Below are 16,741 nucleotides of genomic sequence, written 5' to 3' on the forward strand. Positions count from 1 at the left end.
CCTAATATAAAACCCTAATGATCTATTTTTTTATATCGACATATTTATGATTTTGTTGAGTTTCTTTCGACATTTCGGTGTGGAAGAATTACATTTTGTTCTTCGACTTTTTCGTTATTCATATATTTGGTTAATAAGCGCATGGATACAGCGCCAATGTCATACATCGGTTGAACTACCGTTGAAAGGGTTGGGCGAACCATCGTTGCTAAACGTGTATTATCAAAGCCAAATACTTCTACATCTTCAGGTACGCGTAGTCCTTTATCTTGTGCGCCGTGAATGACACCAAGCGCCATTTCATCTGAAGCTACAAATACCGCACTAGGACGTTCTTCCATGTTAATTAATTGCTCTAGTGCTTCAATCCCACTATCGTAAGTGTAATCACCACGGATTACATAACGATCTCCATAAGATTTTCCTTCTTCTTCAATCGCACGGTAATAACCTGCTAGCTTTTGGTCGTTAATATTTGTTTCAAGAGGGCCTGAAATGAAGGCTACATGCTCATTACCATGACCGAATAACGTTTTCGTTGCTTCATAAGCCGCTTCTTCATAATTAATATTAACGGATGGAACTTTATTTGTTTCATCTACAGTCGCTGCTAATACAACTGGAACAGATGCATTTTGGAATTCTCTTACGTGGTCTTCGGTAATCTTACCACCCATAAAGACAAGCCCGTCCACTTGCTTCCCTAGCATGGAATTAATAAGATGAAGCTCTTTCTCTTTATTCTGATCAGAGTTACTTAAGATAATGTTGTAGTTATACATTGTCGCAATATCTTCAATACCACGAGCTAATTCAGCAAAGAAGATACTTGAGATATCTGGAATAATGACACCTACTGTAGTAGTCTTCTTACTTGCTAAACCGCGAGCCACAGCATTTGGGCGATACCCTAAACGCTCAATAGCGTCTAATACTTTCTTTCTTGTGGCAGGTTTCACATTTGGATTTCCATTGACTACACGGGAAACCGTTGCCATGGAAACATTGGCTTCACGTGCCACGTCGTATATTGTTACATTCATACTTTATAACCTCCTCAAAGTTACGCCTCTATCTTTATTTTCCCTCATTCTATCTCTATATAATCATACGACACTGCTAATGAGAGCGCAATAAATCGGCCATTCCAATGCTTTTATATGCAGTATTCACCATTCCATTTGAAACAACACATCTATGTAAGAAAGAGTTGCATGGAAGTGTATATACGTAGAAATATTTTCTTGAAGAAAAAGAGTACGCCAACGTGACGTTGGCGTACTTTTCCTCTTTAAAATATAGATTAAATTGTCTATTTATGCAAGAACCTATTTCAATTCTTTCATGAATTGATTAAATGTTTCAATATCCATTTGCTGAGCTGCATCGGATAATGCTACCGCCGGGTCCGGGTGAACCTCTGCCATTACCCCGTCTGCTCCAACGGCTATTGCTGCTTTCGCTGTAGGAAGAAGAAGATCACGACGACCTGTAGAGTGGGTAACATCTACAAATACAGGCAGGTGTGTCTCTTGCTTCAAGATCGGTACAGCTGAGATATCGAGCGTGTTCCGGGTTGCTTTTTCGTATGTGCGAATGCCTCGTTCACAAAGAATGATGTTTTCATTCCCTCGTGATATGATGTACTCAGCAGCATTTACAAATTCGGAAATCGTTGCGGATAAGCCACGTTTTAATAGAACTGGCTTGTCCACAGAACCTGCCGCTTTAAGCAACTCAAAGTTTTGCATGTTGCGAGCACCGATTTGAATTACATCGATGTAATCAACTGCGGTTTCAATATCTGCCGGGTTAACGATTTCACTTACAACTCCGAGATCGTATTCATCAGCCACTTGCTTTAATATTTTTAATCCTTCAAGTCCAAGACCTTGGAAATCATAAGGAGATGAACGTGGTTTGAAAGCTCCTCCACGGAGTAGCTTAAGCCCTTGAGCCTTCACAGCTTCTGCTACTTTAGCAACTTGCTCGTAGCTCTCAACCGCACATGGTCCCATAATGAAAGAAGGATCACCACTTCCAATCTCTTCTCCTCTTACGGTAACAACTGTATCTTCTGGTTTCTTTTTACGAGAAACAAGAAGCGCTTTACGGTGGTCATCTTCTTGTAGTTCAAGGCTTGCTTTGAAGATTTCTTTAAATAGGTTTTCAACTGTAGAATGTTCGAAAGGACCTTCATTATGGTCTGTAATCGTATCTAACATCGCGCGTTCACGCACGGGATCGAAACGATTCATGCCCTGTTTCTTCTTCACCTGTCCAATTTGATGCGCGATCTCTGCTCTTTTGTTAATTAAATCTAAAATGTCTAGATTTAACTTGTCTAACTCTTGTCTTAACTGGTCTAATTCTTCATTACTCAACTCATACGCCTCCAATTTGTTTAGAAAGATGAAATTATGATAAATTCATAATAATTAGACATCATTATAGCTAATATTATTTTAATTGTCACGGGGATTTTTAATATTTTTATCGAAGAAATTTAATAAAGGGGTCGAGAAAATTGAAAGAACGCATCTTTGCGCTTGATATCGGGACGAGATCTGTTGTGGGGTTAATCCTGATGAAAGCGACAGATTCTTACGAAGTTATTGATCTTGTTTCCATTGAACATAATGAGCGAACAATGGTGGATGGTCAAATCCATGATGTACGATCTGTCTCAGAGACCATTTCATCTGTGAAGCAAATACTAGAAGAAAAACATGGCCCCTTACATAAAGTATGTGTCGCCGCAGCAGGTAGAGCCCTAAAAACAAAGAGAACACGCATCAAGCAATCTGTAAGCGGACATCCGCTTATGAATGATGAGGATGTCACTCATTTAGAATTAACCGGTGTTCAGCAAGCTCAATATGAATTAGCCCGAGAAGAAGCTGAGCTCGAAACAACCCACTACTACTGCGTTGGCTATTCCGTTTTACATTATCATCTTGACGGTCAAGAATTAGGTTCATTGATTGACCAGCAAGGAGATGAAGTCACAGTCGAGGTAATTGCTACATTCTTGCCTAAAGTTGTGGTTGAATCTTTAATTGCTGCATTACATCGAGCTGACCTTGAAATGGAAGCTCTCACATTAGAACCGATCGCCGCTATTAACGTACTCATCCCCCCTTCCATGAGGCGCTTAAACGTTGCCTTAGTAGACATTGGGGCGGGAACCAGTGATATAGCCATTACAGACGAAGGAACGGTAACCGCATACGGGATGGTGCCAGTTGCAGGGGATGAAATTACAGAAGCCATCAGCGACCATTACCTGTTGGATTTCCCTTTAGCTGAACAAGCAAAAAGGGATATCAGCCACAACCAAGAAGCTACCATATCAGATATACTCGGGTTCGAAACTACCGTAAGCTATGATGAAGTAACGAAGGCTATTGAGCCTGCTATTGAAAAGCTAAGTCATACCATTAGGGATGAAATCATCCAGCTAAACCATAAAGCTCCTAAAGCGGTTATGCTTGTTGGAGGAGGAAGCTTAACACCAACCTTATCTGAAAGACTTGCCCAGCTACTGGATCTACCTGCTAACCGAGTAGCCATCAGAGGTATAGATGCCATTCAATCCTTAAAGAAAACAGACAACCTTCCAATAGGCCCTGCTTTTGTTACTCCAATCGGTATTGCGATTGCCGCTAACCAAAATCCTGTTCAATATATTAGCGTAACGGTAAACGAAAGGACCATCCGCTTGTTCGATATCAAAACGCTTACAGTTGGCGATTGTCTCCTTGCAGCAGGAATTGAGATCAAGAAGCTATTTGGGCGTCCAGGTATAGGAAAAGTAATCTATTTAAACGGAAACCAACTTACCCTTAAAGGGGAGCATGGAACAGCACCAAACTTACTAAAGAATAACCACCCTTGTTCTCTTAATGACCCCATTCAAAATGGAGATGTCTTCAAAGTGGAGAAAGGGGAAGACGGGAAGGCGCCTGATGCGACTTTAGAAGATCTTTTAGGCGAACTCCCTCGCTCAACGATTACATTGAACGGAAAGAGTTATCAACTCCACCCATTTATACACGTAAACGGAGATAAACAAAGCCTGTCTTACATTGTGCAAGACCGTGACAAAGTCGAAATTGAAACCAATCAAACAGTTCTATCTTTCCTTCGTTTTATACAACAAGAGGAAGTACTTAAAGAAATAGACCCCTTTGATGTTTTCATAAATAAACAAAAGCATAGAGTTGCAGCACACAAAATATCGATTTTAAAAAATGGAAAAGAGAGTAATCCAGAAACGCCATTACAAGATGGTGATCATCTCACAACGGTTGTCCATTACCCAGTTGAAGCACAACTGCTGATGAAAGAAAACGGTTCATCCCCATCTGAGCAGGAGATAAACGTCTTTTTTAATAACAAAGAATTAACGCTCAAGAAATCATTGCGTACATTCACAAGAAAAGGTGCGCCTCTTAAACCGACAGATTTGATCTACCCTGGGCAAACGATTGAGTCGAAAGAAACCAATGCGGATCCCTTTATTTTTCAAGATGTATTTCGTTATGCAGATATTGACCTTACAAATGTAGCGGGCCAGAGCTTTAAAATTTTTAGAAATGATGAGGAAGCCACCTTTTTTGAACCCATTCATCACGGGGATCACCTTACCTTACAGTGGCTAACGAATTCAACAAGGTAACCATCAGGCTATAAACGAAACAGATCTGTCCATCGTATCCAAAACCTAAAAGGGGATGAAACGAATATCCGTTTCATCCCCTTTTAAGTTGAAATTAAACTTTTATTGATCAGCTTCTTTGAGCGCCTCTTCTTTTATATGCCAATGGGATGTATTCCAGATGACTTGATCACCTTTAAAAAGCAGTACCTGCGGCGATTCATGTTTAACCCCAAAGGACTCCGCTACTTGATTTGAAAAGGATCTTGACTCTTGAATATTCAGCATATACAACGGAGTATCCGTTTGAGACGCGTAGCTTTCATATTCTTGTTTAGCTCCTGAACTAATTGGACAGGTCAAACTATGCTTTAATAACATAAAACGTTCATGCTGATTTAACTTCTCTTGTAATTCTTCGTAGTTCTCAAGTAATGTAACAGCCAACTTCGATCATCCTCCTAAGGATATGCCTTTACAGAATATCTTTATAACAACAAAAAAGTTGCTAGTATCAATGTAGCATACCAGCAACTTTTCCCAAAACCATTCGATTAAACTACCTTAATTAATAAGTAGTTGTCGTTGTTGTTTCTTGTTGTCTTTCAAGTTCTTCTGCTGCTTCTTCAATCGCTTCAGCGACTTCCTCTGCAGCTTGTTCAGCTTCATCATTTGTATTACGGAATTCGCCTACTTTTGTTTTCACACGAGAACTTAGATCCTGTGACTTTTCAGAAACATTTTGGGACCACTGTGAAGATGTTTCAACAGCACGGTCTTTCCATTCTGTTCCTTTTTGGTAAGCAACGTCTTTCCATTCACCAGCACGTTCACGAACGTATCCAGCGCTTTGGTTTAAATCGCCTCGTACTTCTCGTCCAGATTTAGGAGCAAATAAAAGGGCTGCAGAAGCTCCCACAATGCCACCAATTAGTGTGCCTATCAAAAAGTCTTTACTGTTAATGTTTTCGTTTTGATCCTTGGTTTGGTTCTGATTTTGTGCCATACTCTATTCCTCCTAATATATTGAAATTATTGTACTACATGTTCATCTTTCGGCTTTTCTTTCTTCCACTTTTTATAGAGATCAATACCGACCTGCCCCCACTTCATGGCCTGAGCAGCATTGTCTTTATTCTGGTCAGCTGTATGTTTCAAGTTGTTCGACATTGTATGGAGCGATTGGTTGAACTCATGAACCGAATCCCCAATTCCCTTCACACCGTCTACTAAAGTGTTTAACTTCTGAGTCTTTTCACCAATATCTTCTGCCAGGTGATTCGTTTTCTGTAATAAGGAAGTCGTTTCTGTTGTAATGCCCTCCATTTGCTTTTCTAAGCCGCCCATCGTAGAAGCTACGTTTTCAAGCGTTTTTCGAGCTGATTTTAGAGTTTTGGATATGTAAATAACTAAAACAGCGAAGGCAACAGCAAAGATCAGTGCCGCGATATATAGTATGATGATCATAATCCCCTGATTCACCCCTTTAAAATGTAGTATAGTTGATCGTTTTCCCGTTTGCTAGTGCGCATAAACGTGTCGATTTTAGAATTGGGATTACTTTATAGTATTCTCTTTTTTTAAGAAAACTCCTGCAACTCATTTCTTTTTTTTAGCTAGAAATTTCTGTATCATATAAATAGAGAAGGAGGAATTGTTATGCGCGATCCAAGATTGCAACAGCTAGCCCAACAAATTATACACTACTCTATTGATTTACAAAAAGGTGAAAAGGTTCTTATAGAAAATACTGGCCTTCAGCAAGAACTTATCTCTTGTTTAATTGAAGAAGCATATAAAGCAGAAGGACATCCATTTGTAACTCTTAAAGACCCTAAAATCCAGCGTTCCCTACTACAGAACGCAACAGATGAACAGCTACATATACAAGCGGAACAAGAAGCTTCGTTGATGAACCAAATGGATGCTTATGTGGCTATTCGCTCTGGCGAAAATATCTCTGAACTTTCCGATGTTCCTGCTGAAAATATGAAATTATACAATCAAACAGTGGGACAAAAAGTACATAGAGAGATCCGTGTACCGAAGACGAAATGGTGCGTTCTTCGTTACCCTAATGCATCAATGGCTCAGCTTGCAAACATGAGTACAGAGAAGTTCGAAGACTTCTACTTTAATGTCTGCACCCTTGATTACAAAAAAATGGATCAGGCGATGGACGCACTTGTAAAACGCATGGAAGAAACAGATCGCGTTCGAATTACTGGTCCAGATACAGATTTGGAATTCTCTATAAAAGGCATCCCGAATGTTAAATGTGCTGGCCATTTAAATATCCCAGATGGAGAGGTATATACAGCCCCTGTGAAAGACTCGGTTAACGGGACCCTCCACTATAACACACCATCCCCTTATAATGGATTCACGTTTGAAGACGTGTTCCTAACATTTAAAGATGGTAAGATTGTTGAGGCGAAAGCCAATGACTCAGAACGGGTTAATGAGATTTTCGATACAGACGAAGGAGCTCGCTATATCGGAGAGTTTGCCATTGGTGTGAACCCTTATATTCTTCATCCCATGAAAGATATTCTCTTTGATGAGAAAATCGATGGCAGCTTCCATTTCACACCTGGGCAGTGCTATGACGAAGCACCAAACGGTAATGATTCTGCAATTCACTGGGATATGGTCATGATTCAACGCCCTGAATACGGTGGTGGAGAGATCTATTTTGATGATGTTTTAATAAGGAAAGATGGACGATTTGTTGTTCAAGATTTAGAAGCTTTGAACCCAGAACATTTAAAGTCTTAAATGATAACGAAGCACTACTGAAAGTTCACCAAACCAACAAAGGCGCAGGAAGTCTAAAGACTTCCTGCGCCTTTGTTTTATAAATAAAAATAAATTTACTCTTCCTCATAAGCCTCTTGGAACTTCTGAATATCCCCTGCTCCCATAAAGATCAGTACACTATCTCCATGCTCTTTAAGAACAGACGTCTCGTTTAACTCTAAAAGACGTGAAGCTTCTATCTTCTCTTGAAGGTCGTTAATGGATAAATTCCCTGACTCTTCCCGAGCCGACCCAAAAATATCACAAAGATATACAAAATCAGCTTCTTTCAGGCTGTCAGCAAACTCCTGCAAGAACATACGTGTTCTTGTGTACGTGTGAGGCTGGAAGATCGCCACAACGTCCTTTTTCGGATACTTCTTCTTAGCGGATTCAATCGTAGCCAAAATTTCACGAGGATGGTGAGCATAATCATCAATAATGACTTGATCATTGTGCTTCTTCTCAGTGAAGCGGCGCTTAACACCTTTAAAGTTTGAAATGTGTTTAATATCTTCTGATGGAATTCCTTCATACTGGCATAGTGCAATGACAGAAAGAGCGTTTAACACATGATGGTTTCCATACCCTGGAATCGTGTACGTGTTGTAGTACGTATTGCGAACAAAAACATCAAACGTTGTACCGTTCTCATCTTCGTAGATATTCGATGCCTGAAAGTCGTTCCCATCACCTAAGCCATAATAAACAACAGGTACTTTTGCCTGAATCTCTTGTAACTGATCATCATCTCCGCACGCAATAATCCCTTTCTTCACTTTATAAGCCATCTCTTGGAAAGCGTCTACTACGTCCTCAAGACTTGTAAAGTAATCCGGGTGATCAAAATCAATGTTTGTCATAATTGCATAATCCGGCTCGTAAGCGAGGAAGTGTCTGCGATATTCACAAGCTTCAAACACAAAATACTCCCCTGCCTCATGTCCTACTCCGGTACCATCGCCAATTAAGAAAGATGTAGGCTTAATATTACTCAATACGTGAGCAAGCAAGCCTGTTGTCGAGGTTTTTCCGTGTGCCCCCGTTACAGCAATACTTGTGTAATTCTGAAGCCATTCCCCAAGAAACTCATGGTAACGGAATAACGGCACTCCTAAATCCTTAGCTGCCTGAATTTCTTCATGGTCATCACTAAACGCATTCCCCGCAATAACGGTTAAGTTTTCAGTAATGTTTTCTTTTGAGAAAGGCAGGATGGTTATATTCTTCGCTTCAAGCGCTTCTTGTGTAAAAAATCGTTTATCGTAATCAGATCCCTGTACAGTCTCTCCTGCATCATGAAGGATTTGTGCAAGTGCACTCATCCCGGTACCTTTAATACCAACAAAATGGTAAGTTGTCATATTGATAGAACCTCCACAATTATACAGTCATTTCTGTTTCTTAGTATATGTATTCAAGCTCAACTTGCGCCTAATTTACTTTAACTTTTACGTCCTTACCTATTATAACAAAACAGCTTGTAGACGTGAATCAATTCGACAAAAACCGTTACGAAACCCCACAACGTTTCCAAGTTCTCTCACAGCGAAATTGAACCGCTCTCCTCCTTTCCCACAATTGAATGTCCCCAAACCTGAAATTCCCTTATTACACTTCGAGATAGGACCGATGCGTTCGGTGAGCAGTAAAAGAAGATGGAGAAAAACGTTAAAGATTCACTAAAAGAAAAGACTGACAATGAAATGTCAGTCTTCAGGATTAAAATATTCTACTCTCTCTAAGCGTGGATTAGGTCTATAACGTCTTCCTTCTTTCGCCTCAGGTTTGCCATTGATCATGACATTATCACCGGTGAAAGATGTATTCATTTTAAGTAAGCTACTGCCTACTCCATAAATGTCTACAGGAACCTTTAATTTCTCAAAATCACGGATACGTTCTTCTGTAAATCCACCGCTAACCACAATTTTGACGTGTTGGAATCCTTCTGCATCTAAAGCTTTACGAAGGGCAAAGATGAGTTCAGGATTTACACCTCTTGGATCAAATGTACCCATTAGATGTTGATTTCTCAGGAAATATTTGTCGACAAGTGCACGGGACGTATCGACACGTACACCTTTAAGTTCATTGCCAAACTCTCGCGCTACCTTCAACGAATCCGTAATGACATCGTTGTTATAATCCACGAGTGCAGTCAGTTCATCATCAGGAAACTGCTTATGATAGGCCTTAGCTGCAGCGACAATGTCACCTTGAAACATTTGAATTAATGCGTGAGGCATAGTTCCCATGCCTTCTTTCCCCCACCATTCATTCATGGCATGAGTCGCTTGTGCCGTTGATCCGCCGATATAAGCCGCATAGCCATCTCCAGCTTGTTGAGTATAATGATCGTCACGGTCTCCCATAAAGATAACAGGCTTTTGCTTTCCAGAAGCGCGTGCTGCTTTTACAACGTTATATACGTTTGTGGAGACAGAGGTTCGACGTGAAAGGATTCCGTCAATAATCCCTTCTAAATATCCAAAATACTGATAAGGCCCAGTGATCGTCAGAACCGTCTCATACGGCTTAACCCGGTCCCCATCCTTCAAGGAATGAATCTCTAACTCCTCAGGGTGATCAGCAAATGTATGAATCAGCGCAATGGCTTCATCTGTTCCGCATAGTACTGCGTCATCTTTTTGGAAAAACTGCATAGTGATATAGTTATCCGGAAGTGTACTTTCCACAATATCACGTGTTTTTAAAAAGTAAACGGCCGAGAACCAACCTTCCCGAATACGTTCATCAAACTTAAACGTTTGGTTCGTGAGGCGCTTGATTTCGCCGTTCATCTTTTTTTCGATTTCTTTCATAACTTTGTAACCCCTCTTATGGTCATTCTACTCGTAAAGCATCCATCTTCTTATAGTATAAAATTCCACGGAATTCGACAAGTTTTATATGGTGATGGTAATTTATTCATGCTCTCGTCTCAACTCTTCAAATCCAGCATGGTCGATATAAACATCACGAGGTTTACTTCCTTTCGATTCAGAGATAATGCCTTTCTCTTCCATCGTATCAATTAAGCGTGCAGCACGATTATAACCTACTTTAAAGCGTCTTTGCAGGAGTGATGCACTGGCGCCATTCTGATCAATAACAAACTGAACTGCTTCTTCAAATAAATCGTCTTCTGCTTCTTCAAAATTAGGTTGTTGCATGAGCTCTTCTTGCTCAAACAGGTAATTTGGTGAAGCGATTTTTTTCACGTAATTTGTAATCCGCTCAATTTCATCATCGGATACAAACGCTCCTTGAATGCGTTTTGTCTTTCCTGCTCCATTTTCTAAGAACAGCATATCTCCCCGACCAAGTAACTTCTCTGCTCCGGCAGCGTCTACAATCGTTCTTGAATCCACTTGTGAGGAGACACTAAAGGCTACACGGGTTGGGATGTTCGCTTTAATCAGTCCCGTAATAACGTCCACTGATGGGCGTTGTGTCGCAAGTAATAAATGAATGCCACAAGCTCTGGCTTTTTGTGCAATTCGGCAAATCGCATCTTCAACATCCTGAGGGGACATCATCATTAGGTCCGCTAGCTCATCAATGACAATGACCAGGTAAGGCATTTTATCATTTAATCTGCCTTTGGCTTTCATTTTATCATTATACCGATCAATATCGCGTACGCCTTCTTCTACAAATCGCTCATAGCGTTGCTCCATCTCTTTAACGGCCCACTTCAATGCTGAGGTAGCAGCTTTTACATCTGTAATAACAGGTGCTACCAGGTGCGGAAGCTCATTGTATGGGGCTAGTTCCACCATCTTAGGATCGATTAATAGAAATTTCACGTCTTCATGACTTGCCTTATACAACAGACTCACCAAGATTGTATTGATACATACACTTTTACCAGACCCCGTTGCACCCGCAATTAGGCCATGAGGCATTTTCTTTAGGTCTGTTACAATCGGAGAGCCTTCAATATCTAGACCTAACCCTACAGACAGCGGAGAGGATTCGCCCTGGAAAGCATCACTTTCAAGGATTTCCTGCAGCCCGACTGCTTCTGACTTCTGATTCGGAACTTCAATTCCAATTGCATTTTTACCAGGGATCGGCGCTTCCATTCTTATATCCTTTGCAGCTAAGCTCATTTTAATGTCATCAGAAAGGTTGGTAATCTTACTTACTTTCACCCCAGGTTCTGGCTGTACTTCAAATCTGGTTACTGCAGGGCCTTTCATTGCATTTACGACTTTTGCTTTTACATGGAAATTGTGAAGCGTTGTTTCGAGCAATTGCATTTGTTCTTCAATCCACTCATCTTCACTCTCTACACGTGCAGGTGGATCATTCAATAAGTGATAGGGAGGAATGGTTGACTGAACAGGGAGTTGTTTTTCTATCTGTTCCTCCACCTTATGTTCTTCTTTCTCTTCCTCATCTACTTTCACTTCTTCTTTCATTTCTTCTTGAGCAGACGTCTTTGAAGGGGCTTGTTTCTGCTGGTCACGGTTACGCTTGTCCCTAGGCGTCATAATGACATTGAATGGACGGCTTCTGCGCTTTGGACGCTGTTCTTCTGCTGTAGCTTGAGTTGCCGCAACCTCCTCCTCGCTTTCCTGTTGAGCGGAGTGAGGGAGAGCAACAGCATCCTCTTCTTCTGAAGGATGAACCTCTTCCTGACTTTCTTGATTAACCTCTGAAACTTCTTCAGCTTCAAGTTCATCTTCTAGCTCGCTTCTATCATGCTCCACTGATGATTCATTCTCACGATTGGTTTCTGGCTGCTCCACTGATGATTCATTCTCGCCATCGGTGTCTAGCTGTTCCACTACACCAGCATCAAATGTTTCATCAATGTTGTCGAACGCCATTGTATCAGAAGGATGATCATCCTCTTCATCCAACCACTCCGAGTCGTTCTCATCAGTCTCCATTTCTAATAATGATTCTTCTTGTTCCACAAGCATATCCTCAGATTTGCTCTCCTGTTGATGGTCTTCCATCCCATATGCTGTATATTCGTCTTCTGATACAGATTCGTCTTCACTATGTGATACTTCTTCTTGTGCATCCATTTCTAATGTAGAAGGAGGAAGTTCTTGTCCTTGTGCTTCGGATTCTTGTTCTTTCACACTTGTTGGCTCTTCATCTATTTCTTCTACATCATCTTCTTCTAACGCTTCATCTTCTGAATTTCTTGATCCATACATGATAATGGTTGGAGGAACATCTTCATCTTCATCTTCATCTTCATCATAAACCACTGAAAGCTCTTCTTCAGGGGGGTATTCTTGTTCTTGTTCTTCATCCATATGGAAATTAACGACGTTGTCTTTTTCAGGTTCTTCAACTATTTCTGGTTCGTCTTTTTCCTGAGAAGAAGTGGGCTCTTCCTCTGAAACAGGTTCAGGTATAAATGAGGAAGGGTGTGTTTCGGGTAATACTTTAGCTAAAGTAGATTCATAGAGTCGGTCATCTTCATCTGTTTTCTTCATAAAGGATGGCAGTTCATCAAGAACCGTTTCGCTGAAATGCCCTTCTCTTTTACCATACCCATAAATCGGAGATGGTACATTGCTTGGGGTGAAGGGGGATCCTTGATCGAAGGAGGATGGTTTGTATGTATCTTTTTTGCTCCATTCTTTCTCCTCATTCGATGATGAATATTTATATGACTCATAACTCGAGCGTTGATTTTGCTTTCGGTTTTTCTCTTCATTCTTCTGCTCTGTGTTTCTTTGATAGTTTTTCCGTGGTTCTCGTTCTTGTTGACGATCAGGAATCATTGGAAAGCGAAAATTCCCCTGTTTTGGATACTGATACATCATCTTTGTTTGAAATTGCTGCTGATTTTGTTGCTTTTGATGTTTCGTTTCATCCTCTTGCGGAAATGGGGGCTGTCGATCTTCTGGAGATTGCTCTTCTTGTCGCATTTGATGCAACCAATTTTTCATTCTATTCCACATGAAGCCTCACTCTTTCTTTCAATTTTAGAATTAATCCTATTTTAACAGTTTTTTCTCTATTTGAGTGCGCCATAATGCCTGATTCTAAAATTCTTACTTTAGGCGCAGTGATCCTTACACTATTCGGATCAGAAACACTATTCAAGGGGGCAAAATGCCTTCCTTTTCAAAAGAATCCATTTTTTTCAGAGAATGGTTACCTACTTATAAAGATTCCACACTTGAGTCCTTACAGCAGCACTCCCTAGCAAATGAGCCTATTGGTTATAGTACAAAACGACCAGAGGTTGTCTCTGGTCGTTTTGTTTGTGTGCTATTCATTTCAGAAACGTTTACGCTAACTCGAAAGGTTGTCCTACTTCATACGTATCCTCAAGTACGAGGATTCCTTTTTCCTTCGGTGCATCTGGCAGTCCAAGTTCTTTTGCAGAGCAAATCATACCGCTTGATGGAACACCACGTAGCTCAGCATCTTTAATTTCCATTCCGCCTGGCATCACGGCACCAACTTTAGCGACAACGACTTTTTGTCCTGCGTCCACATTTGGAGCTCCACATACGATCTGTACCGTTTCTTCACCTAAGTCGACTTGGCAGACGCTCAATTTGTCAGCATTTTCATGTTGTTCTTTTTCTTTCACATATCCTACTACAAATTTAGGGGATAGATCGACATGCAGTTCTTCATTTAAGCCGTTCTTTTGAAATACATCATGAATAGAAGTGAGCCATTCTTCTGTAAGCTGAATAGCCCCCTTCTCATTAATATTCACGTACGTGGACGCATTAAAGATGTTGTAACCTAATAATTTTCCATTTGATTGTTCAGTAATTTTCACAATGTCACCGAAACGTTCTTGCTTCAATTCATTACGGTCTCCTTGCGCTACTGGGATGATTAGTACATCTCCAATTCCATCACGGTTATAAAATACTTGCATTCACTTGACTCCCTTTCTTTCCTACTGTTCAGATTTCGGTTTATTTTGAGCTAAAATGAAAATTGGTTCAAGACTCTTATCTTCATAGAGAAATGGTAACGATGTGATCGGAACACGACCTTCAGCGAAGAACTTCATATTCATCTGAGCTAAGACATCATAACCAGATGCATTCTGAATATCTGCAAAAATACACACATCGCCATGAGGGACAGCTACAGCTAGTTCCCCCACACTTTGAGCCTTCATTTGTTCAAGTAAAGCTTCGTTCAAGATGCGAGACGCATCATATCCATCATTAGAGGATAAGAAATAAAATGTGTTCCCGGCCACCTCATCTTGCTTTACTTCCGTATCTAGCGAACGTAAATTAAATCGTGCTATTTCTCGGATTCGATCTTGGTCCAACCCTTCTTCTTCTAGCATCGCATGATCAATTAAACGATAGGACTTACCAAGATCTAGTGCGTAATAGATACGCGTTTCTGCCGTATGCTCATCGGTAACAAGCGCTTTTCCCTCATTGGACTCCGTGGGGAAAGAAGCAGCACGTATTACAGGGTAAATACTCTTTTCTTTACCAGATAACTGCTGTTTCTCATTCATGATACGTAAAGCTTCTTGAATATGGTCTTCTAATTCATCAAGAGCCTGATCTTTCTTTTGTTCATATTTCGCAATTATGCCTGGTAATGAAATTTCAATCCCTTGTTTCGTATCTGCCCATTCTACACGGAATGTATCTTTATCACGGTTGAATCGAGTCTTCCAGTTAGGATTTTGCAACCTGGACTCTAGCAACTTCTTCATTTTAATACTCGTCATCTTCATACTTCTTCCTCCTTTATAGGGTGAAGGAAACATATACGTTTGCTATTTTAGCATGAAATGGATAGGGAAAAAAGCTCCCTTTCCCTCATTAGCCCCGCTCTATTCGAAAGAAAAGCTGTTCTGAATTGCTATCAGAACAGCTCTTTACTTCTATTATTTAGACAACCCTTGAATAAAGGTTTCAATCTCCTCGCGTGATTTACGATCCTTACTTACAAACCGACCTGTTTCCTCTCCATTCTTAAACGCCACAAAACTAGGAATACCAAACACAGAAAGGTCAGCGCATAAATCAATAAATTCATCACGGTCCACATAATAGAACTGCACTTCATTATAAGCTTCTTCTAACTCTGGCAAGAACGGCTCTATTACTCGACAGTCTGGACACCACGTAGCAGAGAACAACAAGATCGTTTGCTTGTCTCCTTTAATAATGTCTTGGTATTGTTCAATGGATTCTAATGTTTTCATTTCACAAACGCTCCTTATTCATACTCTATTGTAAGATCCCCATGTTGGATCCAACCTTTTTTTCTAAACCACTCTGATAATAACAAAGTGATAAGGGCTGGACCAACAATATGCAACAAAATGATTTGAATGAGAATTTCCCAGGAAAAGCCGTAGACCTGAAACGTCATAATTTGGCCTACAAATCCACTTGTCCCCATTCCAGCGCCAGGAGCATTGTTCTCAAGCTCAAGCCACACCGTAGCAATAGGAGCTAAAATGGCTCCAGCAATTGTAGGAGGTAAAATAAGGATTGGCTTCTTCAAGACATTACCGACTTGGAGCATCGATGTTCCTATGCCTTGAGCTAACCACCCGCCCATTCCGTTCTCCCTATAACTCATTGTAGCAAAGCCAATCATCTGAGCTGCGCACCCTACAGTAGCCGCACCTGCGGCAATTCCGCTAATGTCTAACATAAGCGCAATCGCGAGGCTAGAAATCGGAGCTGTCAATGCCCATCCCATTAATACGGCTACGATGATCCCCATAATAAAAGGACGTTGATCGGTTGACCACTGAATAACCTCACCAAAGCTTACCATAAAAGTATTAACGGGAGGACCAATCACAGAGGCTATTCCGTAACCCACAAAGATGGTGACAAGAGGCGTTAAGATAATATCTAATCGAGTCTCCTTATGAATCAACTTTCCAAACTCTACTGATAGTAGGGTGGCGACATAAGCCCCTGCTGGTCCACCTAGACTCGCCCCAAATGCTCCACTAAAGAGAGCCGTAAACATGACAAGCGGTGGGGCTTTTAAACCATAAGCAATAGCAACACCAATGGCCCCTCCCCACACCTTCGTATCCATGGCAAACGTCCCCATTTCCACAAGCATTTCAGCTCCCGGAAGCGTAACTTGTTCACCGATTGTTTTAATAATAAGTCCAATGATTAATGATGAAAAAAGACCAAGCGCCATATAACTAAGGGCAGTAATAACATACTCCCTCCAAGAAAGCGTTACACCTTTCTTACGCAAAAATGCTTTGAGTTTCCCCACTCAACATCCGCCTCTCTTAATTCTCAATCGCTTTCATCGTACCGAAAAAAT

General features: G+C 40.8%; 14 protein-coding genes. 2 read left to right on the plus strand and 12 right to left on the minus strand.

Going from position 1 to position 16,741, the window contains the following annotated elements; genetic code table 11:
* Positions 1 to 44 precede the first annotated feature (44 nt).
* Positions 45 to 1,043: a catabolite control protein A gene (ccpA, locus tag LQ226_RS09055; protein WP_231417492.1), complete on the minus strand. Its 999-nt coding sequence runs from the start codon at positions 1,041 to 1,043 to the stop codon at positions 45 to 47.
* 285 nt (positions 1,044 to 1,328) lie between these two features.
* Positions 1,329 to 2,384, minus strand: a complete 1,056-nt coding sequence (locus tag LQ226_RS09060) for a bifunctional 3-deoxy-7-phosphoheptulonate synthase/chorismate mutase (RefSeq protein ID WP_231417493.1) — start codon at positions 2,382 to 2,384, stop codon at positions 1,329 to 1,331.
* Between the two features lie 143 nt (positions 2,385 to 2,527).
* Between LQ226_RS09060 and LQ226_RS09065 the strand changes: the two genes are divergently transcribed.
* Positions 2,528 to 4,681, plus strand: a complete 2,154-nt coding sequence (locus tag LQ226_RS09065) for a cell division protein FtsA (protein WP_354665913.1) — start codon at positions 2,528 to 2,530, stop codon at positions 4,679 to 4,681.
* 102 nt (positions 4,682 to 4,783) lie between these two features.
* Here LQ226_RS09065 and ytxJ read toward each other — a convergent pair whose 3' ends face one another.
* The 3 genes from ytxJ to LQ226_RS09080 form a co-directional block, all read right to left on the minus strand.
* Positions 4,784 to 5,107 carry a bacillithiol system redox-active protein YtxJ gene (ytxJ, locus tag LQ226_RS09070; protein ID WP_231417494.1) on the minus strand — a complete coding sequence of 108 codons (324 nt, stop codon included), beginning with the start codon at positions 5,105 to 5,107 and terminating at the stop codon, positions 4,784 to 4,786.
* A gap of 121 nt (positions 5,108 to 5,228) precedes the next feature.
* Entirely contained in the window at positions 5,229 to 5,666 is a 438-nt protein-coding gene (locus LQ226_RS09075; RefSeq protein ID WP_231417495.1) for a YtxH domain-containing protein, read from the minus strand.
* Between the two features lie 26 nt (positions 5,667 to 5,692).
* Entirely contained in the window at positions 5,693 to 6,127 is a 435-nt protein-coding gene (locus LQ226_RS09080; protein ID WP_231417614.1) for a DUF948 domain-containing protein, read from the minus strand.
* Positions 6,128 to 6,319: 192 nt separating this feature from the next.
* Between LQ226_RS09080 and LQ226_RS09085 the strand changes: the two genes are divergently transcribed.
* On the plus strand, positions 6,320 to 7,438 hold the full coding sequence (locus LQ226_RS09085) for an aminopeptidase (protein WP_231417496.1): 1,119 nt from the start codon (positions 6,320 to 6,322) through the stop codon (positions 7,436 to 7,438).
* A 95-nt stretch (positions 7,439 to 7,533) separates the two neighbouring features.
* Here LQ226_RS09085 and murC read toward each other — a convergent pair whose 3' ends face one another.
* The 7 genes from murC to LQ226_RS09120 all read right to left on the minus strand — a co-directional run bounded on the left by murC (position 7,534) and on the right by LQ226_RS09120 (position 16,690).
* Entirely contained in the window at positions 7,534 to 8,823 is a 1,290-nt protein-coding gene (murC, locus tag LQ226_RS09090) for a UDP-N-acetylmuramate--L-alanine ligase (protein WP_231417497.1), read from the minus strand.
* 345 nt (positions 8,824 to 9,168) lie between these two features.
* Positions 9,169 to 10,284, minus strand: coding sequence for a nicotinate phosphoribosyltransferase (locus LQ226_RS09095; protein WP_231417498.1), 1,116 nt, complete (start codon positions 10,282 to 10,284; stop codon positions 9,169 to 9,171).
* A gap of 102 nt (positions 10,285 to 10,386) precedes the next feature.
* On the minus strand, positions 10,387 to 13,383 hold the full coding sequence (locus tag LQ226_RS09100) for a DNA translocase FtsK (RefSeq protein ID WP_231417499.1): 2,997 nt from the start codon (positions 13,381 to 13,383) through the stop codon (positions 10,387 to 10,389).
* Between the two features lie 344 nt (positions 13,384 to 13,727).
* Positions 13,728 to 14,336 carry a YtpR family tRNA-binding protein gene (gene ytpR / locus LQ226_RS09105; RefSeq protein ID WP_231417500.1) on the minus strand — a complete coding sequence of 203 codons (609 nt, stop codon included), beginning with the start codon at positions 14,334 to 14,336 and terminating at the stop codon, positions 13,728 to 13,730.
* Positions 14,337 to 14,357: 21 nt separating this feature from the next.
* Complete coding sequence (locus LQ226_RS09110; RefSeq protein WP_231417501.1) at positions 14,358 to 15,167, minus strand: DUF1444 domain-containing protein; 810 nt, start codon at positions 15,165 to 15,167, stop codon at positions 14,358 to 14,360.
* Positions 15,168 to 15,320: 153 nt separating this feature from the next.
* On the minus strand, positions 15,321 to 15,641 hold the full coding sequence (locus LQ226_RS09115; RefSeq protein ID WP_231417502.1) for a thioredoxin family protein: 321 nt from the start codon (positions 15,639 to 15,641) through the stop codon (positions 15,321 to 15,323).
* Between the two features lie 14 nt (positions 15,642 to 15,655).
* The gene (locus LQ226_RS09120; RefSeq protein WP_231417503.1) at positions 15,656 to 16,690 is read right to left on the minus strand and encodes a PTS sugar transporter subunit IIC; all 1,035 of its coding nucleotides are present in this window, start codon (positions 16,688 to 16,690) and stop codon (positions 15,656 to 15,658) included.
* Between the last annotated feature and the right edge of the window lie 51 nt (positions 16,691 to 16,741).

Origin of the sequence: Pontibacillus sp. HN14 (assembly GCF_021129245.1) — a bacterium.
GTDB lineage: Bacteria > Bacillota > Bacilli > Bacillales > BH030062 > Pontibacillus.